Annotated in this window: 17 protein-coding genes and 1 pseudogene; 7 read left to right on the plus strand and 11 right to left on the minus strand. The window is 59.2% G+C overall.

All coding sequences use genetic code 11. The features are described from left to right. Positions 1–395: 395 nt before the first annotated feature. On the minus strand, positions 396–1,403 hold the full coding sequence (gene glpX, locus PAB09_RS04990; RefSeq protein ID WP_271034934.1) for a class II fructose-bisphosphatase: 1,008 nt from the start codon (positions 1,401–1,403) through the stop codon (positions 396–398). Between the two features lie 493 nt (positions 1,404–1,896). On the opposite strand from glpX, the gene PAB09_RS04995 reads away from it, so the two are divergent. Beyond that, positions 1,897–2,454, plus strand: coding sequence for a DUF4245 domain-containing protein (locus tag PAB09_RS04995; protein ID WP_271034935.1), 558 nt, complete (start codon positions 1,897–1,899; stop codon positions 2,452–2,454). A gap of 375 nt (positions 2,455–2,829) precedes the next feature. On the opposite strand, the gene PAB09_RS05000 is transcribed toward PAB09_RS04995, so the two are convergent. Together PAB09_RS05000 and xseA are read right to left on the minus strand one after the other, a co-directional pair. Then, positions 2,830–3,093 (minus strand): exodeoxyribonuclease VII small subunit, encoded by a 264-nt coding sequence (locus PAB09_RS05000; protein ID WP_271034936.1) that lies wholly within the window; start codon positions 3,091–3,093, stop codon positions 2,830–2,832. A 199-nt stretch (positions 3,094–3,292) separates the two neighbouring features. Beyond that, a complete protein-coding gene (gene xseA / locus PAB09_RS05005; protein WP_442873713.1) occupies positions 3,293–4,537 on the minus strand; it encodes an exodeoxyribonuclease VII large subunit in 1,245 nt (414 codons plus the stop codon). An 852-nt stretch (positions 4,538–5,389) separates the two neighbouring features. On the opposite strand from xseA, the gene PAB09_RS05010 reads away from it, so the two are divergent. Beyond that, a complete protein-coding gene (locus PAB09_RS05010) occupies positions 5,390–6,361 on the plus strand; it encodes a 4-hydroxy-3-methylbut-2-enyl diphosphate reductase (protein ID WP_271034938.1) in 972 nt (323 codons plus the stop codon). A gap of 349 nt (positions 6,362–6,710) precedes the next feature. Here the strand turns inward: PAB09_RS05010 and PAB09_RS05015 are convergent, their stop codons facing one another. The 4 genes and pseudogenes from PAB09_RS05015 to PAB09_RS05030 form a co-directional block, all read right to left on the minus strand. Continuing rightward, positions 6,711–7,535, minus strand: a complete 825-nt coding sequence (locus PAB09_RS05015; protein ID WP_271034939.1) for a DUF6542 domain-containing protein — start codon at positions 7,533–7,535, stop codon at positions 6,711–6,713. 446 nt (positions 7,536–7,981) lie between these two features. Continuing rightward, a pseudogene (locus PAB09_RS05020) lies at positions 7,982–9,229 on the minus strand (AI-2E family transporter); the annotation flags it as partial. Between the two features lie 116 nt (positions 9,230–9,345). Then, positions 9,346–9,525, minus strand: a complete 180-nt coding sequence (gene metS / locus PAB09_RS05025) for a methionine/alanine import NSS transporter subunit MetS (RefSeq protein WP_271034940.1) — start codon at positions 9,523–9,525, stop codon at positions 9,346–9,348. Positions 9,526–9,661: 136 nt separating this feature from the next. Next, positions 9,662–11,287 carry a sodium-dependent transporter gene (locus tag PAB09_RS05030; protein ID WP_271034941.1) on the minus strand — a complete coding sequence of 542 codons (1,626 nt, stop codon included), beginning with the start codon at positions 11,285–11,287 and terminating at the stop codon, positions 9,662–9,664. Between the two features lie 564 nt (positions 11,288–11,851). Here PAB09_RS05030 and ychF point away from each other — a divergent pair. The 4 genes from ychF to PAB09_RS05050 all read left to right on the plus strand — a co-directional run bounded on the left by ychF (position 11,852) and on the right by PAB09_RS05050 (position 16,637). Next, on the plus strand, positions 11,852–12,937 hold the full coding sequence (gene ychF, locus PAB09_RS05035; protein ID WP_271034942.1) for a redox-regulated ATPase YchF: 1,086 nt from the start codon (positions 11,852–11,854) through the stop codon (positions 12,935–12,937). A 192-nt stretch (positions 12,938–13,129) separates the two neighbouring features. Then, on the plus strand, positions 13,130–14,008 hold the full coding sequence (locus tag PAB09_RS05040; RefSeq protein WP_271034943.1) for an AraC family transcriptional regulator: 879 nt from the start codon (positions 13,130–13,132) through the stop codon (positions 14,006–14,008). A gap of 996 nt (positions 14,009–15,004) precedes the next feature. Beyond that, positions 15,005–16,459: an NAD(P)/FAD-dependent oxidoreductase gene (locus tag PAB09_RS05045; protein WP_271034944.1), complete on the plus strand. Its 1,455-nt coding sequence runs from the start codon at positions 15,005–15,007 to the stop codon at positions 16,457–16,459. Positions 16,460–16,472: 13 nt separating this feature from the next. After that, positions 16,473–16,637: a hypothetical protein gene (locus PAB09_RS05050; protein WP_271034945.1), complete on the plus strand. Its 165-nt coding sequence runs from the start codon at positions 16,473–16,475 to the stop codon at positions 16,635–16,637. 111 nt (positions 16,638–16,748) lie between these two features. Here PAB09_RS05050 and PAB09_RS05055 read toward each other — a convergent pair whose 3' ends face one another. Further along, the gene (locus PAB09_RS05055; protein ID WP_271034946.1) at positions 16,749–16,949 is read right to left on the minus strand and encodes a hypothetical protein; all 201 of its coding nucleotides are present in this window, start codon (positions 16,947–16,949) and stop codon (positions 16,749–16,751) included. Further along, the gene (locus PAB09_RS05060; RefSeq protein ID WP_271034947.1) at positions 16,946–18,868 is read right to left on the minus strand and encodes a solute carrier family 23 protein; all 1,923 of its coding nucleotides are present in this window, start codon (positions 18,866–18,868) and stop codon (positions 16,946–16,948) included. The genes PAB09_RS05055 and PAB09_RS05060 overlap by 4 nt, the downstream gene beginning before the upstream one ends. A gap of 265 nt (positions 18,869–19,133) precedes the next feature. Here PAB09_RS05060 and PAB09_RS05065 point away from each other — a divergent pair, with 265 nt between their 5' ends. Beyond that, entirely contained in the window at positions 19,134–20,072 is a 939-nt protein-coding gene (locus PAB09_RS05065; RefSeq protein ID WP_271034948.1) for a thermonuclease family protein, read from the plus strand. A gap of 22 nt (positions 20,073–20,094) precedes the next feature. On the opposite strand, the gene PAB09_RS05070 is transcribed toward PAB09_RS05065, so the two are convergent. Together PAB09_RS05070 and PAB09_RS05075 are read right to left on the minus strand one after the other, a co-directional pair. Then, the gene (locus PAB09_RS05070; protein ID WP_271034949.1) at positions 20,095–21,165 is read right to left on the minus strand and encodes a lipoate--protein ligase family protein; all 1,071 of its coding nucleotides are present in this window, start codon (positions 21,163–21,165) and stop codon (positions 20,095–20,097) included. Between the two features lie 240 nt (positions 21,166–21,405). Beyond that, positions 21,406–22,323: a DUF808 domain-containing protein gene (locus PAB09_RS05075; protein WP_271034950.1), complete on the minus strand. Its 918-nt coding sequence runs from the start codon at positions 22,321–22,323 to the stop codon at positions 21,406–21,408. Positions 22,324–22,526: the final 203 nt, after the last annotated feature.

Here is a 22,526-nt window from a genome sequence, read left to right on the forward strand (position 1 = left end):
TGATGGAATCCACCTTCGTGTTTGAAGTGTCAATGTTTATCTGATGACGCCAATGGTTTCGAGCACCTCCACCGAGTTGTGCTGCGCGTAGTCACTCGAGAGGGCGATTTTCCCGGCTGGAAGCATCAAAAACGTCAACGTCACAAGTATGAACCAATTGTGCCAGATTTGTGGGTGTGATTGTGAGAAAGGGGGACAAGTGACGCTAATCACTATCCTGACCTTTAGTTTTGTAAAGCGGTTCGAGGCTGCTTCCCCCTCATAGGGAACCCAATCACATACAACAGTCCCGCGCCGCGCACCTTCTTTTAAAGGACTGCGGGAACGGGACTGCTGAAAGGGGAGCTCTCATTCTCGTCGAACTTCGCCGAGCGTGGCTTTGGCCGGGTAGGCTACTAGTCTTGGCGGGTGTAGTCGACTACCGAGTATTCCTGCAGCTTGGACAGCTTGTGGACGGACTCGATGAAACGCACCGTGCCGGACTTGGAACGCATGACCAGCGAGCGGGTGGTGGCGCCGTTCTTGCGGTAGGACACGCCACGCAGCATGTCGCCGTTGGTCACACCAGTTGCCACGAAGAAGCAGTTGTCGGAGGTAACCAGGTCGTTGGTGGTGAGCACGCGGGACAGGTCATGGCCGGCGGCACGTGCCTTGTCGGCCTCGGCCTCGTCCTTCGGCGCGAGCATGCCTTGGATCGCGCCACCCATGCACTTCATCGCGCAGGCGGTAATGATACCCTCGGGGGTGCCGCCGGTGCCCATCATGAGGTCAACGGAGTTCGTGTCTTGGGCGGCTGCTACTGCACCTGCGACGTCACCATCGCGGATGAGGCGCACCTTGGCGCCGGCCTCTCGGATCTCCTTGATGAGCTCGACGTGGCGCGGGCGGTCGAGGACGACGACGGTGACATCGGACTTGGAAATGCCCTTGGCCTTTGCTACTGCCTCGATGTTGTAGGCGGTCGGTGCGGTGATGTCGATGACGTCTGCAGCCTCGGGACCGGTGGCGATCTTGCGCATGTAGAACACTGCGGACGGGTCGTACATGGAGCCGCGCTCGGAAGCAGCAAGAACGGAAATGGCATTCGGGCGGCCTTCGGCCATCAAGGTGGTGCCGTCGATCGGGTCAACGGCGATGTCTACCTCCGCGCCGGTGCCGGTGCCGACATGCTCGCCGTTGAACAGCATCGGAGCCTCGTCCTTTTCGCCTTCGCCGATGACGACAACGCCATTCATTTCGACGGAGTTGATCAGCTTACGCATGGCGTCCACTGCGGCACCATCGCCTTCATTCTTCATGCCACGGCCTACCCAACGGCCCGATGCCAACGCTGCGGCCTCAGTGACTCGCACGAGCTCGAGTGCCAGGTTACGGTCCGGAATCTCTGGGTGAAGTGCGTTCATAGAACAATGCCTCCTGTGGCATAAAAGTAATCACGACATTTATCAGGTGCTCGCGCGGAAACGTTTGCGCGGCCTGATATTCATTGTTCCACTTATGCAGGCGATAGTGGGGACTTTTATCACCCGAAAGAGGGCAACAAAACCCAGATTGTGTTCTGTTAGCTACATTCGTGGGGACGTGGGGGAGGCCACGTGTCATCACCCGTGCCTGCTCGAATGCGACATCAATCGATTGCGCAGCGGGGTAAACAAGTACCTACATTCGGATTTTCCTGGGGTGGAACCGGACATTTCCCATACCTCTGCCATTTTCCCGCCTAGACAAGGCATGACTGTGGCATTCTGAAGCCACGCCATTTTGCCCTTCCCTGGTTACCCTTATTAGATGCGTCGGTCACGTGCGCCGGCGACAAATACTTGGTTAGCTGCATATCTAGGCGCAGGAAAGGGTTCGGTGGCGGCGAGGCTGGCAAGTCGTGGAATACTGTTGTGCGTGGCTGAAGAAAAACCGAAGATCTTTGAAGACGGTCGCGACATGTTCTACTCGGTCGCGGTGATTGTTCTGGTGATGGTCGCCGTGGTGGCATTCACCGGTCTATGCAGTTTCGACCGGGGCGAGCCGGATAATATGCCGGTCAATCAGGTCGATGAAAAGGCTTTCCTTGACATTGAATCTCGTGCGGAGGCTTTCCCGGTTCGTAGTCCGCAGGTGCCCGAGGGGTGGACCGCTAATTCGGCCCGTCGTTCCAGCGTTGCCGGTGAAACGGCGCCGACCGTGGGCTGGGTCATCGGTTCCGACGGATACCTGCAGTTGACCCAGACCGGTGTCGAGGAAGCAGCCGCCGTGGAAGGCTTCGATGAGCACGTGCGTACCGAGGAATCGAGTTATCAGCTTGGTTCGAATGAGGTCACCATTTACGGTTCTGATGAGAAAGATGTCCGGGACCTGAGGGTTATGGATCTGGGAGATGTGCGTTTGCTGGTCACCGGTGCCGCCACGGACGAGGATTTCAATGCCTTGTTCGAAGCAACCGTCGCCGCCGAGCCTTAGCCGAAGGGCTAGTAAAGCCAGCTGGTCAAAGTGTGTGAAATGCGAAGGGCGCTCCCGCAAAAGGGGGGTGCCCTTCGTCGCGTGTGAAGCCTTGCCGGCGCTGCGCGCTTGAAGCGAGCTCGCTTTCGTTTTGCCAGGCCGCGTTATTCCCAAAGGCATTGCTTTCCGACGTTAACAGGTCCGCATCGTGGGACCTTTCCAGCTAGGTCACCGTCGGTTGTGTGGTCGCTAATGCGTGTCCCAAGGCCTTCGTCGCTCCAGCGAGAAGAGGCCTTCTTTTTTCTCTCGGTGCCTACTTTTCCCGACCGGGTTCCGTGATTGGGCGACGTGACAGAAGCCTGTGTAATCCAGGACCGAGGGTAATGAGGAGATGGCTCAGAAGGGGGCGTCGTCGCCACTGCCCACGGCCTTGTCGATGCGTTCCCGGGCGCCGGCGAGATGCTGCTCGCAGCGCTTTGCGAGTGCCTCGCCACGCTCCCAATACTTCAGGGACTCATCGAGCGGCATCTGCCCAAGCTCCAGGATGCGCACGATCTCGGTGAGCTCATCGCGTGCTTGTTCGTAGCTGAGTGTTTCGACCGGCTCGAAGGCGTACGCGCCGTTTCCGGAGCCGATGACATCTGGATTGGATGGGTTCATGGTGTAGTCCTTTGTGGATGGAAAAGGTGATGGGAAATGCGGAAAGAGGTGTAAATTTCGCAACGCTGTGGACGTGCCGGGGTCCGCACTGCCTGCCCTTCAGGTTAAGGCGCCCAATGCTTCCTCCTGGCACGCACATTGTTGCGATAGGCGACTGGGGTACTCGCTGACGTTGTCGCGGCATTCCTTGTGTCCTGAACTAGTCGGCAGGATGTGTCTGCATCGCTGCGGCCACGATAGATCCATCGGCCACACGAATGCGCAGTTGGCTGCCGGGCGGGGACTGCTCGATGCTCATCACCACTTCGGGCGGGGTTCCATCGCGGGGTACGACCTGGACGACCGAGTATCCTCGCGCCAGGGTCGCGGAAGGACCCAGGGCCGAGACCTGTGCACGCAGGGCGCCCACTGCCGCAGTTTCGGCATCGACGAGGCGAGTGATGGCGCGGCGCATAGAAGCACTGTCGCGTTCGAGGTCTTGTTCGTATCGTTCCACGGTCGTAAAAGGATTGGCCAGCACCGGGCGCGAACGCAATGCCGCGATGGTGTTGACCTCCCTGTTCAGCCAGGTACGCAGCGCTGCTGTGGTGCGATCCCTTAATTCTTTGATGCGGGTGCGTTCCAAGGCTACGTCGGGAACAACGCGTTTGGCAGCGTCGGTCGGGGTGGCTGCGCGCAGGTCAGCGGTGTTATCGAGGATTGGGGTATCCGGCTCATGGCCGATGGCGCTGACCACCGGTGTGTGAGCGGCTGCGACCGCGCGCTGCAGGGCCTCCTCGGAGAAGGGGAGGAGATCTTCGACCGAGCCACCGCCGCGGGCGATGATGATGACATCAACTTCCGGCATTGCGTCCAATTCCTGGAGGGCATTGATGATCTCAGGAACTGCGCGGGCTCCTTGCACGGCGGTGTTGCGAATCTCGAAACTGACCTCCGGCCACCGCGATTGGGAAACTGATAGCACATCGCGTTCGGCGGCGGAACCGCGTCCCGTGATCAATCCAATGCGATTTGGTAGGAACGGGATCGGCTTCTTGCGCTCTGGGGCGAATAAGCCCTCGGCGGCCAGCTGGTGGCGCAGTTTTTCGATCCTTGCCAGCAACTCGCCCACGCCCACCGGGCGAATTTCATGAACCGCAAGCGAAAAGGAGCCACGGTTGGTGTAGAAGTCCGGCTTAGCAAAAACGACGATGCGGTCGCCATCACCTAAGGGAAAGTCAAGCCCTCGGATGAGGTTTGTCGGGCAGGTCAGTTGTACGGAGGCTTCGACCTCCGGATCGCGCAGGGTGATATAGCTGTTCTTCCAGCTCGGTTTGACGTTGAGCTGGGTAATCTGGCCCTCAACCCAAATAAACCCGAGGCGGTCGATCCAGCTTTTGACCTTGGAATTGACCTCCCGTACCGGCCAGGGTTGTTCCGCGGAATTAACCAAAGAAACTCTCACCCCTTAACTCGTCAACTATCAACTCAGTACCTCTCAAATCAGCGTGAACGACCTAGTCGTTCACGCAGCTACAGCCATGAAAAATAGCACGGCCACAGCGTCAAACACGTCCTCGGGAACATGGTGGTAAACGCGTCCCCGAACACGGCCATCAGCACCGCCACAATGGTCACCCCACAACGATCACAGCCACCTCGTCTGGCGCTTTGCGAGCACAGCGAAAAGCTGCCGCCATAGACGGCGACGAGACCATGTGGACAACGTACTCATACGAGCTTATCTGGCTTGCTCACATCCAGTCGCCAACCGGATATGCTTTGCCTCGTTGTGCTTCAAAGCGCCGCAGGATCGACCATGGCTTGTAGCCGCAATGGTTTAGTACAAACGTCTCCGGGTTTAGCTCGTGGGTAGCAATCGACCCCTCGCTAAGAAGGCGGGCGATAAACGTGCGTAGCTGTTGACGTCGTAAAGCAACCAGACACACGCGAATCACATGGATGTACAAACGGCGCACCCGCGAAGCGAACGAGAACGCGCGACACGATCCGCACGCGAGGAGAAACGGGTAGCGATGCACATGGACACTCAGGATGCGCGGAATTCGAGCAGCAAACAAAGGAAGACAGGAATTCTGAAAACAGGAGGACTAATGAAGTCTAAGGAGAAGAAACTTACGGCGCAAAAGGAAAAACGCAAAAAGGAATAGGGACGCCAAGAACACTAGGAAGATAGGAGCGAGAGGAAGAAACCCGGCGCAGATCCGCCTAGCCTTCGCTTCGCCATCAGGGGCCAGTAATTGGAAAGGGTTTCGGGTTTACGCAGCATTTTGGCAAGTAGTTTAAGCTGGTGTGCATGAGCGCTGACGTTGAGACAGTTGAAAAAACCAAGAAAGTTCTGCTTGCGGCCCCACGCGGCTACTGCGCCGGCGTCGATCGCGCCGTGGAGACCGTCGAGAAGGCACTAGAAAAGCACGGCACCCCGGTGTACGTACGCAAAGAGATCGTCCACAACCGCTACGTGGTCGACACCCTGGCCAAGCGTGGCGCCATCTTCGTTAACGAAACCGACGAGGTGCCGGCGGGCTCCCACCTGGTGTTTTCCGCACACGGCGTAAGCCCGGCGGTTCATGAGGAGGCACGCAGCCTCGAGCTGAAGACCCTCGATGCCACCTGCCCGCTGGTGACCAAGGTGCACAATGAGGTCAAGCGTTTTGCCCGCGATGGCTACCACATTCTGCTCGTTGGCCACGAAGGCCACGAGGAGGTGGAGGGTACCGCCGGCGAGGCCCCTGAGGTCACCCATCTCGTTGATGGCGTAGAGTCCGTGGCCACGCTTCCGGAGTGGCTGCACAACGAGAAGCTCGTCTGGCTGTCCCAGACCACGTTGTCGGTGGACGAGACCATGGTTATCGTCAAGGAGCTGCATGCCCGATTCGATAACCTTCAAGACCCTCCAAGCGATGACATCTGCTATGCGACGCAGAACCGCCAGGTTGCGGTCAAGGCTATCGCCGAAAAGTCCCAGCTTGTTATCGTTGTCGGCTCGCAAAACTCCTCAAACTCCAAGCGGCTGGTCGAGGTTGCCCTCCAGGCGGGTGCGAATGCCTCCTACCTGGTCGATTATGCCCACCAAATCGACCCCGCATGGTTAGAAGGTGTGACGACAGTCGGCGTGACCTCCGGCGCATCCGTACCGGAAATCCTCGTCCGCGAGGTCATCGAGTTCCTCAACGATCATGGCTTTGGTGAGGTAGAAGAAGTCCTCACCGCCGCGGAGAAGATCACCTTCTCCCTGCCGCGCGATCTGCGCCCATCGAGGACCTAGAACCAGCAGAACGTGTATAGGGACTCTATGCCCACGCATACTTAACGGTGCATGCCGGTAAGAGGTTTTCCTAAAAGCAACATTGCTACGCACCTGAGGTGTTTTAGCTGCAGTGCCGATTTAGCGAGCAATAAACGCCCGGTGGCCCTCACACGAACGAAGGCCGCCGGGTATATTCTTTGCCTACCTCGGCCGGTGCTGAACGAGCTTGGGCAAAAATTTGTGGCATGCGTGTCTGCGATATGCCGCGCAGCCACGTAGCGAGCTATTTCATCCCAGAGAAACAAGGCACGTCGGGGGATTGATAACAAAAGACCCGCAGGATGCGGGTCAAGAATAAGGCGTTGCCTTATTTGTAGAGATCGTCGTTGAAAGACTTCCGCGGCCGCGCCGGCTGCTCAGGGCGGGCTTGTTGTGCCGGTCGGGCCGGTTGCGCAGCCTGAGTTGCGCCACGGCGCCCCGATTCAGTGGCGGACCTGACTGCCGAATCTGCCCCGGGAAGTCTTTGCTCGCCCGCACTGCGGCTGGGCCGCTGTGCCTTGGCCGCGGCGCGTTCCTGCCGGCGACGCATGAGCTCCTCGACGGTGACCTGCGTGCCAGGTTGCGACGAGGAGTGCGACCTGCGCGCCCGCTGTGACTGACTGCGGGCCTTGCGGGCGGCGGTGGTGTTACGCAGCTGCGCCTCCGATTGCTGCCGGCGCCGCTGCTGCGCGGTGGCCGTGCTAATGCGATCGCTGCGGCGCAGCAACGCGAGGCGGAGATAAGCCACGATGCCGGCTGCGACCGTCGTTAAGGCAAGCACCGGAAAGTGCTGGATGAAAGGGTACAGCGACGTCACGATTTGGGTCTTGGAAACAGGCGTGCCCGCAGGTGCGGCACCCTTGACAAGCAAGTAGCTGGTCAATACCGCAAACAACATGAACGCCATGGGCATGCTTGCGACGATAAGAAATAGCCCGCGCGGTTCAGTGAGAACCGCGACGACAAGTGCTGCCACCACGAAAATCGTGAGGAAGGGAATACCAAGCTGGCCTGCGCTCAAGGTGACTATCGTGCCCACCGCCAATGCGGCGCACAGGATCAGCAAGGAAACCCACAACGGGAAGCCGTAGGACCGACGGGATCTCGGTCGTGCTTGCGTAGCCTTGCGCCTTGAGTCTTGATGGATAGTCACAAACCGTTATGTTACCGAGACATGCAGCTGGAACGGACATTCACCCGTTGTTGACTGCTCGTGTCGGAGCGAATCTGCCAGGCAAGCGCCCGGGAAGTGATGCCAGCCACCTATAGGTAGCACGCGCGGCAGCACTAGCGGCGGCGGCGAAACAGGGTTGGTAACCGGGTCAAGGCCTTTGTGAGGCGTGAACCCCACAGGCGCGCGATACGCAACGTGCGTGGGGGAGCATCCTGAAGGTTAGCCTCCTGCGACCCTCCAGGAGTGGTGATGTCCGATGCCTTGGATGACTCGGATGAATCAGAAGACGATGCCGCGCCTGGAGATTGGGCGACGGCGTTGTCCGCACCCTGTTCCGGCCGAGCATGGCCCGACTCCAGCGACGGTTCGGCCTGGGGACCGTGGTGCTCGCCCGGGCGCAGGAATTGCAGATTGATGCGCTCACGCAGCTTGCGGCCAACCTCTTCGCCATACTGCCCTGACAAGGAACCCGCGACGGTGACGAAGTGGATCTCGCTGGCGGTCTTTTCGCCAGCGCGCAGGGCGGTCATGTCATCCAAGTAGCGAAGCAACACGGCGACCATCGCCGCGAAAGGCACAGCCAAGAAGGCGCCGACGATACCGAACAGGCTCGAGCCTAAGGTCACCGCCATCAAAACGATCACCGGGTGCAGGTTCATCGCCCGCGACTGCAGCAGCGGCGACAAGATGTTGCCCTCGAGCTGTTGGACGGCCAGCACGATCAGCAAGACGATGATCGCCTTCGTCATTCCCAGTGACACTAAGGCGACCACCACGGCTAAGGTACCAGCAACGAAGGCGCCGACGATCGGGATGAAACCGCCGAGAAAGGTTAACACCGCCAAGGCCAAGGCCATTGGCACCTTCAAGATGATCAGTCCCAAGCCGATGAAGACCGCGTCAACCAAGGACACGAAAGCTTGGGCGCGGATGAAGCCACTCAAGGTCACCCAGGAACGGGTGAGCAGCTCCGTCAAATGCCAACCGGCCCGCTGGCCAACGATGCTACGAACCCAGGGGAGGAATCGCTCGCCGTCTTTGAGGAAGAAGAAGGTCAATACCAAGACAACGCCCAAGGTGACGAGGACGGAGGTGGCGACGCCGATGCCGGAGAAGATTTCGCCGGCGATGTTTCCGGACTCGCGCTGAAGCCACTGCACGGCGCTGTTGATACGGTCGTTCATCGTGTCGTCGTCAAGGCTCAGCGGCGGGCCTTGAAGCCACAATTGGAAACGCTGCACGGCTTCGATGGACTGGTAAAACAGTGCCTGCGATTGGCGCCCGACGCTGGGGGCGATGAGCCAAAACACTGAGCCTATGAGCCCGATCGAGGCGACAATGACCAAAAAGACCGCCCCCGCCATGGGTATGCCGCGCGAGCGCAGGTAGCGCACCGGCGGCCACAATACGGTGCATACGATCAGCGCCAGAGCGACGGGGAGCACGCCGCGCCAGAGTTGTTTGAGGATGAACCAGCCCACATAGGCCGCGGCGCTGATGATTAAGAGGCGCAGGCACCATTCGGCCAGCGACTTGATTCCCTGGCCGATGATGACGGAGCGGTCGATGCTGTCGCGGGCTGCCTTCGGTTCAAGATCCTTGAATACCGGCAAGGCCCCACCGCGCCGGAGGCGACCGCGGCGGGAGTTGTGGGGCGAGTTGTCGGAGTTCACCTTTCCAATTGTGCCCCATCACGGTCGTCGAAGGGTTACTGCCTTGCGCTTTGGGGCATAAAAAATCCCCAACTCTTGCTCAGTGAAGTAAGCGAGTCGGGGATCGATGAGATTGCTTAGGCGCGTGGGGCGTGGTGCTCCTGGGCGATCAGCACGTCATCGGTAGCGTGCTTGGAATCGCCCAATAGGCCGGAGGTCTCATCCGGGTGGCGCTGCAGGTGGATCACCGTGAGGGCGAGTCCGCCCCAGATGACGACGATGAACAGCAGCATCATCACGATGGCGGTGCCGGACATGTTTGGCTCCTTATCAGTTTATGTGGGCTCAACGCCGAGGCTGTGTGGTCTGGGCAGGTGCCTTGAAGCCGGTTCGGGCGCGTGCCCGCTTATCTGGCTTCCGCATCTGCCCACTCAACCTCGTGTTTGTGGTCTTCTAGTTGTACTGTTCGGCGGCAAAACCCGGGATGCGGGGCTTGTTCGGATCGTACTTGCTGGGCTTGAGAACCGGGCGAGCATGGTGCGGATCTACACCGAAGTCGGAGCCTGGAGGGCCATCGACGGGCAGCCCGGCAGGCCACGGCATCGCGGAGAGGACGAAGGCCAGAACCAGGATGATGGCAAGAACTGCCCAGCCGAACAGGCCGATCTGGAGCTGGGAGTAGCCGCCGTACGGTTCGGTGATCAGCGAGATGAGCTCCTGAATAAGGGTAAAGCCCAGGACCAGGGTGGTCACGTTGACCACGCAGATGCGCCAGATGGTGCCCACACGGAAGGAGGAAACCTGGTTGATGTGTGCCTGGATCTCGTCGATGCGGCGGGAGATCCAATCGACGCACACGATGATGATCAAGGCGATGGCCACGATACCGATGTTGTTGGTGAACTTGTCCATGATGTCCAGCGTTGCCAGGCCGGAGGTGGTGGAGAACAAGATGATAGACAGCAAGGCCATAAAGGTTCCAACGGCGATGGCGGTCTGCTTGCGTGGCAGGTTGAACTTGTCAATGAAGGCGGAGATCACCGGCTCGAGCAAGGAGAACAGGGAGGTAAAACCTGCGATGGTCAGGGAGCCGAAGAACAGGACGCCGAAGGCGCCACCGAGTGGCATCTCATTGATGATGGTCGGGAAGGCCACGAACGCCAAGCCAATACCGGAGGTTGCCACGTCTTCGACACCAACGCCCTGGTTGAGCGCCATGAAGCCCAAGGTTGCGAACACGCCGATGCCGGCGAGAACCTCGAAGGAGGAGTTGGCGAAAGCGGTGACCAGGCCCGTGCCGGTGAGGTTGGAGCGCGGCTTGAGGTAGGAGGCGTAGGTCATCATGATGCCGAAGGAGACCGACAGTGAGAAGAAGATCTGGCCATAGGCGGCCACCCACACCGTCGGGTCCTTCAGCGCCTCCCAGTTTGGGGTGAAGAAGGCGTTGAGGCCTTCGGAAGCACCGGGCAAGAACAGGGCGCGGATAACCACGATGATAAACAGCACCGTCAGGATCGGCATGAAGATCTTGGCGGTGCGTCCGATACCCTCGTCCACGCCCATCACCATGACGATGACCGCGGCAATCCACACGACAGCCATGCCGAGTAGGATCTGCGGCACGAAGTCGAAAGAGACCTTGGCGGTCTCATCAAACTGCAGGAAGTCTGCGAAGAAGTAGGTGTTCGGATCATCGCCCCAGGCGCGGTTGAAGGACTTGACGGTATAGAGCAATGCCCAACCGATAATTGCCGCGTAGTAGATGGTGATGAAGAAACAGATGCCCACCTGGATCCAGCCGACCGGCTCGGTCCATTTGGCAAAGCGACGGAAGATGAGTGGATCGGATCCGCGGTAGCGGTGTCCCATCGCGTAGTCCAAGAACAAAAGCGGAATACCTGCGGTTAGCAGTGCGATGAGGTAGGGGATGAGGAATGCGCCGCCGCCGTTTTCGTAGGCGACATAGGGGAAACGCCAAATATTACCCAGGCCCACTGCGGAGCCGATGGCCGCGAGGAGGAACACCCAGCGACTGGAGAATGTTTCGCGGCGCTGACCCTGCTCAACTGGTGCAGACATGAAGAGTCAACCTTTCATTGCGGGCTCAGTGTGACTGTGCGCTCGCCGAGAAATAGACGAAAACTCCATGGGGGAGCTCGGAGGGGGCGCAAGACAATCTTCGACTTAAGCCAAGACAAGGAATGAGCCATAGATGAAAAAGCGCGTTTCCCGATGGTGGTGGGACCAGCGTTTGTCCAAGGCCGCGTTGCGCGTGGTGGCGTACGTGACCACGAAGGCTCAAGTGATAGTTCAGTTATAGGTTGAGCTATCTTAAACTTTCGGGCTATAGAAATAGCTCTACGCGGATTTTAAACGCCTGTTCGCTCTCAGCGAAACCGCAGGGGGAATATTCTTTCAAAGTTCCCTGCCCCTCGCGCTCGCTTGAGCGCGCCGCGTGAGCCTTAGCCGAGGGCTTCTTTTTGCTTGACGACGGCCACAGGTGGGCAAACTTTACGCAGAATGAGCCTTTGCCGTTGGTGCCGGCAAGTGGTGGGAGGCTTGGTCTATTACGTGCTCGCAGGACCGGTGCCACGGGTAGTCACGATGTCTCATTTTCGGTGCTAATTGCTACTATGAGGGATCGTGAGCCTTACTCTTGGAATCGTCGGACTGCCCAACGTTGGCAAGTCCACCCTTTTTAATGCCCTGACCCGTAACGATGTGCTGGCCGCGAACTACCCGTTCGCCACCATCGAGCCTAATGTCGGCTTGGTGGAGCTGCCGGATCGCCGCCTCAACCGTCTGGCGGAGATCTTTAGCTCCGAGCGCATCCTGCCCGCCACCGTCTCCTTCGTGGACATCGCCGGCATCGTCAAGGGCGCTTCCGAGGGCGAAGGCATGGGCAATGCCTTCCTCGCGAACATCCGTGAGGCGGATGCGATCTGCCAGGTGGTGCGCGCCTTCGCCGACGATAACGTCATCCACGTCGACGGCAAGGTGGACCCCATTCACGACATCTCCGTGATTAACACCGAGCTGATCCTCGCGGATTTGCAGACCATTGAGAAGGCCCTTCCGCGCCTGGAGAAGGAGGCTCGCAAGAACAAGGAGCTCGCCGACACCGTCGCCGCCACCAAGAAGGCGCAGGAAATCCTCGAGGATGACCGCACATTGTTCTCCGCTTCGAAAAATGGCGAGATCGACCTAGCCCTCGTGCGCGACCTGCACCTGATGACGGCCAAGCCATTTTTGTACGTGTTCAACTCCGACGAGGCCGTGCTTACCGACGACGCCCGCAAGGCAGAGCTCGCCGCCCTCGTCGCCCCTGCCGACTGCGTCTTCCTCGACGCGAAGACAGAGACCGAGCTGCTAGAACTCGACGAGGACGAGGCCCTGGAGCTGCTGGAGTCCGTGGGGCAGACCGAGCCTGGCCTGGCGACCCTAGCCCGTGCTGGTTTCCACACCCTCGGCCTGCAGACCTACCTGACCGCAGGGCCGAAGGAATCGCGTGCCTGGACGATCAAGCAGGGCTGGCACGCCCCGCAGGCCGCGGGCGTGATCCACACCGACTTTGAGAAGAAGTTCATTAAGGCCGAGATCATCTCCTTCGACGACCTCGACGCCGCAGGCTCTGTGGCCGAGGCCCGCGCGCAGGGCAAGATGCGCATGGAGGGCAAGGACTACGTTATGCAAGACGGCGACGTCTGCGACTTCAAGATCGGCGGATAATTCCTCGCGGTCAACAATCAAGCCCTTCAGCACAGGCACACTTTCGTGAAAGATCTGTGGTGGAGGGCTTTTCCTCACTCATGGCGCCTGGTCGATGCAGTTGCATCAACCTAACCGAATCGGTCCGAAACTATCGGGCGCCTCAGTCATGGCTGAACGTACCATCTTCGTATGCAAGGAAGCGGCATGAACATGATGCAGACATTGAATGGACTCGTCCACGCCATTGAGGACGTCATCGCTCAAGGGTGGGGTGAAGAACTCGACATTGATGCTTTCGCTGCTTCCCACGCCACGACGGGGTACCACCTGCGGCGGATGTTTTCCTCGCTGGCGGGGATTTCCATCTCTGAATATGTGCGGCGTCGCCGGATGACGCTCGCAGCCACCGATCTCCTAGGTCCTGAGGATTTGCTGAGCATCGCTACCCGTTACGGGTACGGATCGGTGGAGGCATTCGGACGCGCATTTCGGCTCGTGCACGGTGTCAGCCATGGCGAGGTGCGCCGTCAAAGCGGTAGCTTGCGTAACCAACCAATTGTGAAGTTTCGCCTCACTGTAGAAGGAGCAATGTCCATGGACACCCGCATCATCGAAAGGCCAGCGTTTGCGCTGATTGGACACGCCGCGCGTGTGCCACTTATCCATCGCGGAATCAATGAGCATATTCAGCGCCACATCGCCTCGATCCCGCAGCAAGAGCATCAACGGCTCAAGATGCTCGGCAATACCACGCCGACTGGGATCCTGCAGGTAAGCGTGGATGTCGATCCCGATTACGAGGAAGGCAGTGAGCTGACCTATCTGCACGCAGTCGCCGTCGAAGAGGCAACGCAGGTGCCGAATGACCTCGATCGGGTCACTGTCCAGGCTGGGTGGTGGGTCGTATTTCGTACGTCCGGTGCCTATCCCTCGGTGGTGCACGATGCCTATGCTGCCTCGGCCACCGAGTGGTTTCCGTCGAATCCGTGGCGGCTTCGCAACGGGCCATCGATGGTCTCGATTGTGGAGCGCGCCGAGGACTTCAGCACTGCGACCTGTGAGCTCTGGCTGCCGATTGAACGAGGATAGTGTCCCGGGAAGTCCGTACCTCCTTTCGCTTTGGCGAACCGTTGGGGGCTGCATCCTGAGTAAACGGAATGACTCGTGTGGGTCGTAGGCTGCGTTGACCAGCTCTGATATACCTCCGGTACTGTGCATGAGGATAATTGGAGCTGCTGGCCTATTGCGAAGAGAGTCTGATCGATTACATGCGACCGGCGTTGGACGCGAAGCGGTCTTCGCCCGACGAGTGCGTTGGCTTGGAAGGGAAACTATCACCCACAGAAGTAGTTGACCGGTGCGACATTCTCACAACGGTTGGCTGTGTGACGACCTCACCGCGGGTACCGACGATCGTGGCCTATTGTTAGGGTCTATCTCTGGTGTTGTTGGGCCTCTGCCTGGGTCCGGAATCTAGACGATGCTCGATTGGCAATCGATCCGGACAATCGCTGGGTTGGCAATCATTGCTCGCTCGACTATATGCCCTTGGCCTGCGGACATACGTGGACCCTGTAGCTGATTGGACGATCTTGCAGGGCTCCCGCGTCCCGCAGGACGCCGGGGACCGCGCCGACTTTGACAATGAGTGCATCGGTGTGGGGTTTGGTTTATTGGTGCTCTCAATGCCGCAGGCTCCCAATCGGGGTCCGTGCGCAGGGCAGGAAATGTAAGCATGGCAAGGGCGACGGCATGCGTTACGGCGAATCCTGGGACTTTCGTGTGGAAGGCTGTAAGCCATGGCCCTGGGGGTTCTAAGACCTACGAATCTCGTACTGTCAGCCACCTGAGGCTACGCAGTGAGGTGCGTGCCGAAGATTGTGTGGGCAACGGCTAATCCGCTTGCCTTTTCTGTCTTCCATGCCGGGCGTTTCAAAGGGCTTCAAAACTTATGCCCGCATCATCACCTCCCAAAGCGGGTGGTGGATGACGGGGATTGTGAATTCCTTTTCCGAAACCCTTGTGAGTTTATACCCCTAGGGGTATAAAGGTGGGTAGTGGCAGGTTTTCGGAAGGAGCGCGGAATTGTCAGACATTGTCATTCTCGGTGCGGGCGTCGCCGGACACACAGCAGCATTGCACTTGAGCAGACTATTGCCACCCGGGCACACGGTTACGGTGGTTTCACCAAACTCGGAGTGGAATTGGATCCCCAGCAATATCTGGGTGGGCGTGGGCAGGATGGAAAAGAAGAAGGTCATCTTCCCACTGAAGCCGGTGTACGACAAGATTGGCGTGGTATTCAAGCAGGCAAAGGCAACAGTGCTTTGGCCGGAAGGCGATTCCCAATCGGATCGGGGCGCGGTTGATATCGAATACACCGGGATGGGGCGTGCGGGCGAGACTGAGCGCCTGCGCTATGACTTCCTCATCAACGCTACTGGCCCACAGTTACGCTTCGATATGACTGCGGGTTTAGGCCCAGAGGGACATTCTTTATCGGTCTGTACGGCTGACCATGCAGACGAAACCGCCCGAGAATTGAAAGAGATAATCGAACAGCTGCGAAAGGGCGAACACAAGACCCTCGTTGTGGGCATGGGGCACGGCACCTGCACCTGCGAAGGGGCAGCCTTCGAGTACGTTTTCAATGTTGAGCACGAGCTACGCCAAGCGGGAGTGCGCGATCGAGCCCGCGTCATGTACCTGACCAACGAGGCGGAACTCGGCGATTTCGGCGTGGGAGGGATGACCTTCCGACAAGAAGGCTACGAGACTACGTCCAAGATCTGGACGGAGTCGCTATTTAGGGAGCGCGGTGTGGAGCCGATCCTCGGTGCTCACGTGGAGAAGGTCGAGGAAGGCACCGTCTACTTCGAACAGCTAGACGGTAGCCACCACAAGCTCGACTTCGACTTTGCCATGTTGTTGCCACCTTTCGGTGGGGTTGCGCTGAAGGCGTTCGACCGTGCGGGTAAGGACATCACCTCCGAGGTATTCGCGCCCAATGGTTTCATGCTTGTGGATGCCGATTACTCAGGCAAGCCCTACGAGGAGTGGAAGGCCAGCGACTGGCCTCGCACCTGCCAATCGGCGAAGTTTGACAACATGTGGGCGGCAGGAATTGCGTTCGCCCCACCGCACCAGATTTCCCGGCCACGCACATCCCCGAATGGCACCGTGATTACTCCCTCGCCACCTCGAACTGGCCAGCCTTCTGGTGAGATGGGCAAGGCTGCCGCGCTGTCGATTGTTGACCGAATCAAGCACGGCCCGTCTGCCAAGGCGCACGAGGCATCGATGGCAGAACTTACCGCAGCATGCGTGGCCTCGGCCGGTACGGGGCTTCGCAAGGGGTCGGCAGCCTCAATGGTGATGTCGCCGATTGTGCCGGATAGGGAGAAGTTCCGGACCGGCCGGGACTTGCGATTTACTACCGGCGAGATCGGTCTGGGTGGGCACTGGACCAAGCTTGTGCTGCACTACATGTTTATCTACAAAGCAAAGGCCCTTCCGGGCTGGCACCTGATTCCGGAATAAGGAGGAATTGGTCATGTCTAAGACACAGGGGTCGGAGAGTTTCATCGCTCAGCTCGACCATGCACCACTGCCCACCGAGGCAACACTTCGTCGGCGCACTAGCGTGTGCTTCCAGTTTTTCCGGTTCGTGCTCAACAACCTCAAGCTTGGCTACCTCACGCTTTTCGCGAAGCACTAACCAGCACAAACGGCGGGCCACAACCGGTATTTTTCCGATTGGTGCCCGCCGTTTATCACCCTTTGGTGAAGTGACAAGGTACTGGAAAGCCGATGAAGGGAGCTTGCCCGCCTAGATCACGCAGTCGATGACGGCGAGTGAGCCCGGGAAAGGGCAAAGCATTGCCGAAGTCACCAGCGCGGACACGGGTGCCCTGATGGGCGCCAGCCACTTTCCTCGCACAGACTCATTGCCAGGGTGGCCGAGGATGGATGGTCCATGGTCAGCATCCCCCGGCAGCGGCTCACTCATTGCCGCTCCTGCATTCGTCATTCAACCTCGGTGAACTTGCGATCCCAGGCGGAACGGACCGGATTGGCGTCGGCAAGCAACAAATCAAAGCGGTCGCCCGCGATCTCCACGATCTCAGTGAGCGCGACGCGGTGCTCCTGCTCCGGGGAGTTGGCCAGGCGGCGCCGTCCGGCGTCGATGACGCGATCTACGGTGTCGTTGGTGTCGAGGAAGGCCACGAACGGCATGCCGAAACGCTCCTGGTAGGCGGCCGAAAGTTCAGTGATCTTCTCGGCCTGGACATCGTCGAGCTCGCTTAAGCCAACGGAGCCGCGCACTGCACTGATCGCGCTGGACTCCTCATCGCTTGCCAGAAGCAGGCGGTCCATCGCCGGGTAGTCGTGGATGAGCGCCTCCCGCCGAACCTCCGGGGCGGTGAGCACGGCGACCTGAATCGCCTCGCGCAGCTCGTTGACGTCGGCGAACGGGCGGGCTTCCCAAGCGGTCGCTAGCGGCCAGGTCTCGTTGTTAAACAGCGGGCGCAGCGTGGCCACGAACTGCTCTTGGTTCATGGCGTTGAGCTCGTCGAGGGAGACACCCTCGCCCTGATTGCGGGCGACATCGCCGCCGGACTGCTTACCGAGGTGGAAGAACACCAGGTTCAACACGATGGCGGTGATCGCGCCGATGCTCATGCCCGAGGACACAAAGGAGCGCACCCACTCCGGGAAGGCTTGGGCGATATCCGGCTTGAAGGTCACCAGCATGGCAAGTCCCAGCGCGGAGGTGACGATCACGGCGTTGCGGCCGTCGTTGAGGTCGGTCTTGGCGATGGTCTGCAGTCCCACCCAGGCGACGTTGGCGAAAAGTGCCAGCGAGGCGCCGCCGAGGACGGGCGCGGGGATGGAGGCGACGATGGCTCCGGCCTTGGGCAACAGGCCTAAGATGATCATGAAGCCCGCGGCAGACGCCGCCACCCAGCGCGACTTCACGCCGGTTAGCCGCACGAGGCCAACATTTTGCGCGAAGCAGGTGTAGGGGAAGGAATTCATGATGCCGCCGATGAGCGTGGACAGTCCGTCGGCGCGGATGGCTCGCTCGACATCCTCGCGGCGGATACGCTTCTTGACGATCTCGCCCGTGGCGAAGACGTCACCGGTGGTCTCCACCATCGTGATGATCATGACGATGATCATGGAGAAGATCGCGATCACATCAAAGCTCGGGACCCCGAAATAAAACGGGGTAGTGATGCCAAACGCGCTGGCTTGGCCCACCTCATCGAAGGAGGTATCGCCCAAGATCAAGGCGATGGTGGTGCCTAGGACCAGGCCGATGAGGATCGACAAGGTGCCGAGGAAGCCATGGAAGAAGCGCTGCACCAAGATGATGACCGCCAGAGTGCCGAAGGCGTAGAGCAGGTCGCGGCTCGCTGGGGTGCTCTCGGCGTAGTTGGTGAAGTCGTTGGCCGACACCGCCAGCAGGGAGGTGCCCATCACCAAAAGCACGGAGCCGGTCACCACCGGCGGGAAGAACTTCAGGAAGCGCCCGAATAGTGGCGCGACGAAGAAGGTAAACAGACCCGCGACGATGATGGAGCCGTAGATGGTGGGCAGGGAACCGAGTCCGCCCGCCCCGTCGGTGGCACCGAGGCCGATCGCGATGATGGGGGCTACTGAGGTGGTGGTCACGCCCTGGATGATAGGAAGGCGCACGCCGACGTGGCGGCCGATGCCCACCGACTGGATGAGCGTGGCGATGCCGCAAGTCAACAGGTCGGCGTTGATGAGGTGGATGGTGGTCGCCGTATCAAGATTGAGCGAGCCTGCGATGAGCAGGGGCACGATCACGGCGCCGGCGTAGAACGCCAACACATGTTGTAGACCAAGGACCGCTAGTTTTGGTGCGGCGGGGACCTGGTCCACAGGGTGCTTGGGCTGGGTAAGCGTGGAAACAGCCACGAAGTCCTCCTGGTGGGGCGGCGAAGCCAAAAAATTCGAGTGGTGAGTTGATTGTTGAGAATCATCTGACAACTAGAAACTGTAGGCGCGGACTGTCGCAACTGTGAACTCGAAAAAAGAGGATATTTCTCCTCCAGTTCCATTAAGCTTCCCCGGGAGACCTTCTTGAGAATTAATCAATCGTGAAAATTCAGAGGAGGACGTGTTCAAAGCACTAGTTTCGCTCATCGGAGCAGTCGCAGTAGGGGCAGTGGCGTACTCGGTCGTGAATGATGAATCCATCACTGTGACCAGGATCATTGATGGCGACACGATTGAGGTCAGCGCTGACGGAGGTGAAAAGCGCGTGCGGTTATTGAATATCAATACTCCCGAACTAGCCCATGACGGTAACCAGGCTGACTGCCTTGCCACCGAAGCGAAACAATTCCTTGAAGGGCGCCTTCCCAAAGGTACAAAGGTCGATTTGGAATACGACATTGAAACGACTGACAAATACGGAAGGGACCTTGCTGGAGTGTTTGTCGACGGTACGTTTATTAATGAAGAAATTGTCGCTGCAGGCTTTGCAGTTGCGATAAAGGTTGAGCCAAATACGAAGTTTTATTCGCAGCTAAAGTCTGCCGAGCAACGTTCGCGAGAAAGCCGGATTGGCGTTTTCGGCGTTGGTGAACAATGCATGGTCACCGATGATGCGACGGCGCAATTCGAGGATACGGTGGCCGAGGACATCGCTCAGCTTTCCCTTAGCGCCGTAGATTCGAATGAAGATGCCGACGTCAAACGAGCCGAAATCAAGCGTCTGCGTGGGCAGGTGAATGCGTTTAGAAGTGCTTCCTCACAAAGGAGCGAATTCGAAACCCAAGCCTATGATGATCCACGCGAAGCAATAGCGAGACGGGCGGATACTCGTTTGAATTTCGCGGAGGCCACACTGGAAAAGGCAGTTCAACAATTCGAGATGCAACGCCTGGAAGCACAACGCCTTGAGGCTCAACGTGTGGAAGCGCAACGCCTCCTTGCCGAACGGCAATCCCAACAGCAAGAAACCGTCCAACCGGCTCCTGCTGCGGGAGCCGGGTCACTCGCCGACAATTACACCGGTTGCCGTGCCTATGGCGGGAACTACGCCTTGACCTCGATTGATAAGCAAGGTCGCCGTTACGCCAAAATCGACTGCAGGACAAAGGCTCAAATCGGATAGGGCGGTTGGCAGGATGCCATCGTCACGGCACGCGCTTGGTCCACGCCTCCTGGGAGTACTTGGAATCCACCAGCTCCTTAGCCGCCGCCAGATCGGTCTCGCTCAAGGCGGTCTCGGTGGCGTGGTAGCGAGTGGTGAATTCGTCGATAAGCGTGCCGATGATCTCCTCGCGGGTAGCACCCGTCTGGCGGCGCAGCGGATCGACGCGCTTCTTCGCGCTGGCGATGCCCTTCGAGGCGATCTTGACCTTTCCGATGCGTAAGACCTCCATCATCTTGTCCGCGTCGATGTCATAGCTCATGGTCACGTGGTGCAAGATCGCGCCCCCGCGGCGCTTCTGCGAGGCGCCGCCGATCTTGCCACCGTCAGAGGTGATGTCGTTGATTGGAACGTACCAGGCGTTAACCCCCTGACGGGCCAGCGCTGCGAGCACCCACTGGTCGAGATAGGCGTAGGCCTCTTCGTAGGAGTATCCCGCAACCAGCGACTCCGGGGCATAGAGCGAGTAGGTGATGCAGTTGCCGCCTTCCATAAACATCGCCCCGCCGCCGGACATGCGGCGCACCACGGTAATGCCGTGCTTATCCACGCCCTCCTGGTCAATCTCGTTGACATAAGACTGGAAAGAGCCCATGACCACGGCCTTGTCCTCCCAGTCCCAGATGCGCATGAGCGGGCCGCGCTTGCCCGTGGCCACCTGGTCGAGCAGCAACTCATCGAGGGCGACGTTCATTGGGGTGGATAGCACACCAGGCCGCAGCACCTCCCAGGGATGGTCGGTGAAGTCGGTGGCGCCGGTAATGGCGCGACGTACAGCTACCGCGATGTCATGGGTGCTAAAGCCATGGATGGCAACGCCGTCGACCTTCGACAGCGTCTGGTCGAGGCGATGGGTGAGCTCCTTGGCATCCTCGTTGATAGAAGCGCCTTGAAGGGCCGGACCCAGCGCCATGAAGGCCTCGTCTGGCTCGATGAAGAAATCCCCGGAAACGGAGACCTCATTGATGACCCCGCCTTCCTCCGGGGTGGAAAAGTCGACGTCCACGGCGACGAGCTTGCCGCCGGGGACCTTGATCTCAAAGTGGTTGTTCATACCCACCCAGCATAGTCAGAAATTAAGCCCAGCCTAACTACGCCTGGGGCTTGGCCCACTCCCCGCAGAATTCGGAAAAGCGTACACGGGACTCTGCCTTAAACGAATGGCCGCGAATACGCCTTGCCGTCGGGACTGTCCGGTGGTGGAAATAACAAATCGCCCCGCGGATCAAAGGAATAGTCCTTGGACAACCGCGAGGCGAAGAGGGATTGTGCCACGCACACGCGCGTGCGGCCCTTAGTGCTTCTTCTTGCCGATGGGAAGGAAGTGAACGATCGTGGCCACGATGGCGCCGATGACTAGGCCGAACACCAGCGAGCACAAGGTCTCCACGGTCCAGGTGGCGGCACCGCCATAGGATTCAACGTGGTGAGAGAGATTGTGGACAAGCTCGTACGGCAGGTGGAAGCCCAGCTCGTCAAGGCCGACCAATAGGATGTGGCCACCGACCCAGAGCATGGCGAACATACCGATGAAGGAGATGGTGTTGAGCACCTTCGGCATTCCGGCAACGAGGCCGCGGCCAAGTTTCTGGCTTGCGCCCTTCTCCCGCTTGATGAATGCCAGACCCACGTCATCCATCTTGACCAGCAGCGCAACCGCACCGTAGACCAAGGCCGTGATGCCAAGCGCCACCATGATGAGCACGCCCGCCTCGATCCAGATGGTCTCGTGGGCAACCTCATTGAGCGAGATCACCATGATCTCTGCCGAGAGGATGAGATCCGTGGTGATCGCACCGCGCACGAGGGCGTTCTCATCCTTCGCTCCCGCTTCCTCCTCACTTTCCTTTTGGTGGCCGGAGATCATCTCCCACACCTTTTCGGCTCCCTCGAAGGAAAGGTAGGTGCCGCCCACCATGAGGATCGGTGTCAGTGCCCACGGCGCGATGGCGTTGAGTAGCAAGGCGATCGGCAGAATAATGATCAGCTTGTTGACAAGCGAACCCTTGGTGATGCGCCAGATGATGGGCAGCTCACGCGCCGGGGTTACACCTTCAACGAAACGGGGGGTTACCGCGGCATCGTCGACGACGACGCCTGCAGCCTTTGCGCTGGTCTTTGCCGCCTGTGCTGCAACATCGTCGATGTTGGCGGCGGCGTTTCGAGCGATGAGTGCTACGTCATCGAGGAGCGCTGCTAGGCCTCCGGCCATGTGTTTTACCTTGAACTTTCCATTTTTGGGGTACTGCAAACGATAGGGATTGCACCTACCGAGACTTATTCCTTGTATTATTCCCGAACAGTGGCTGTTGTGCATTCCTTGCCCTGCGCTAGTCCTCAAAAATTGCGAGGAATCCCATGAATGCGCGCCCAGTTTTGGCCACGCCACGAGGTGAAAAGCAACAGGAAAGGGGG

It is taken from the genome of Corynebacterium sp. SCR221107, from assembly GCF_027886475.1.
Taxonomy (GTDB): Bacteria; Actinomycetota; Actinomycetes; order Mycobacteriales; family Mycobacteriaceae; genus Corynebacterium.

Coding starts and splice junctions, on each gene's coding strand:
- PAB09_RS05000 (WP_271034936.1), bottom strand. CDS start 3,093: ATGAACCCATCCAATCCAGATGTCATCGGCTCCGGAAACGGCGCGTAC.
- PAB09_RS05030 (WP_271034941.1), bottom strand. CDS start 11,287: ATGTCTGCACCAGTTGAGCAGGGTCAGCGCCGCGAAACATTCTCCAGT.
- PAB09_RS05055 (WP_271034946.1), bottom strand. CDS start 16,949: ATGACGAATGCAGGAGCGGCAATGAGTGAGCCGCTGCCGGGGGATGCT.
- PAB09_RS05040 (WP_271034943.1), top strand. CDS start 13,130: ATGATGCAGACATTGAATGGACTCGTCCACGCCATTGAGGACGTCATC.
- PAB09_RS05050 (WP_271034945.1), top strand. CDS start 16,473: ATGTCTAAGACACAGGGGTCGGAGAGTTTCATCGCTCAGCTCGACCAT.
- PAB09_RS05075 (WP_271034950.1), bottom strand. CDS start 22,323: ATGGCCGGAGGCCTAGCAGCGCTCCTCGATGACGTAGCACTCATCGCT.
- glpX (WP_271034934.1), bottom strand. CDS start 1,403: ATGAACGCACTTCACCCAGAGATTCCGGACCGTAACCTGGCACTCGAG.
- PAB09_RS05010 (WP_271034938.1), top strand. CDS start 5,390: ATGAGCGCTGACGTTGAGACAGTTGAAAAAACCAAGAAAGTTCTGCTT.
- metS (WP_271034940.1), bottom strand. CDS start 9,525: ATGTCCGGCACCGCCATCGTGATGATGCTGCTGTTCATCGTCGTCATC.
- PAB09_RS05070 (WP_271034949.1), bottom strand. CDS start 21,165: ATGAACAACCACTTTGAGATCAAGGTCCCCGGCGGCAAGCTCGTCGCC.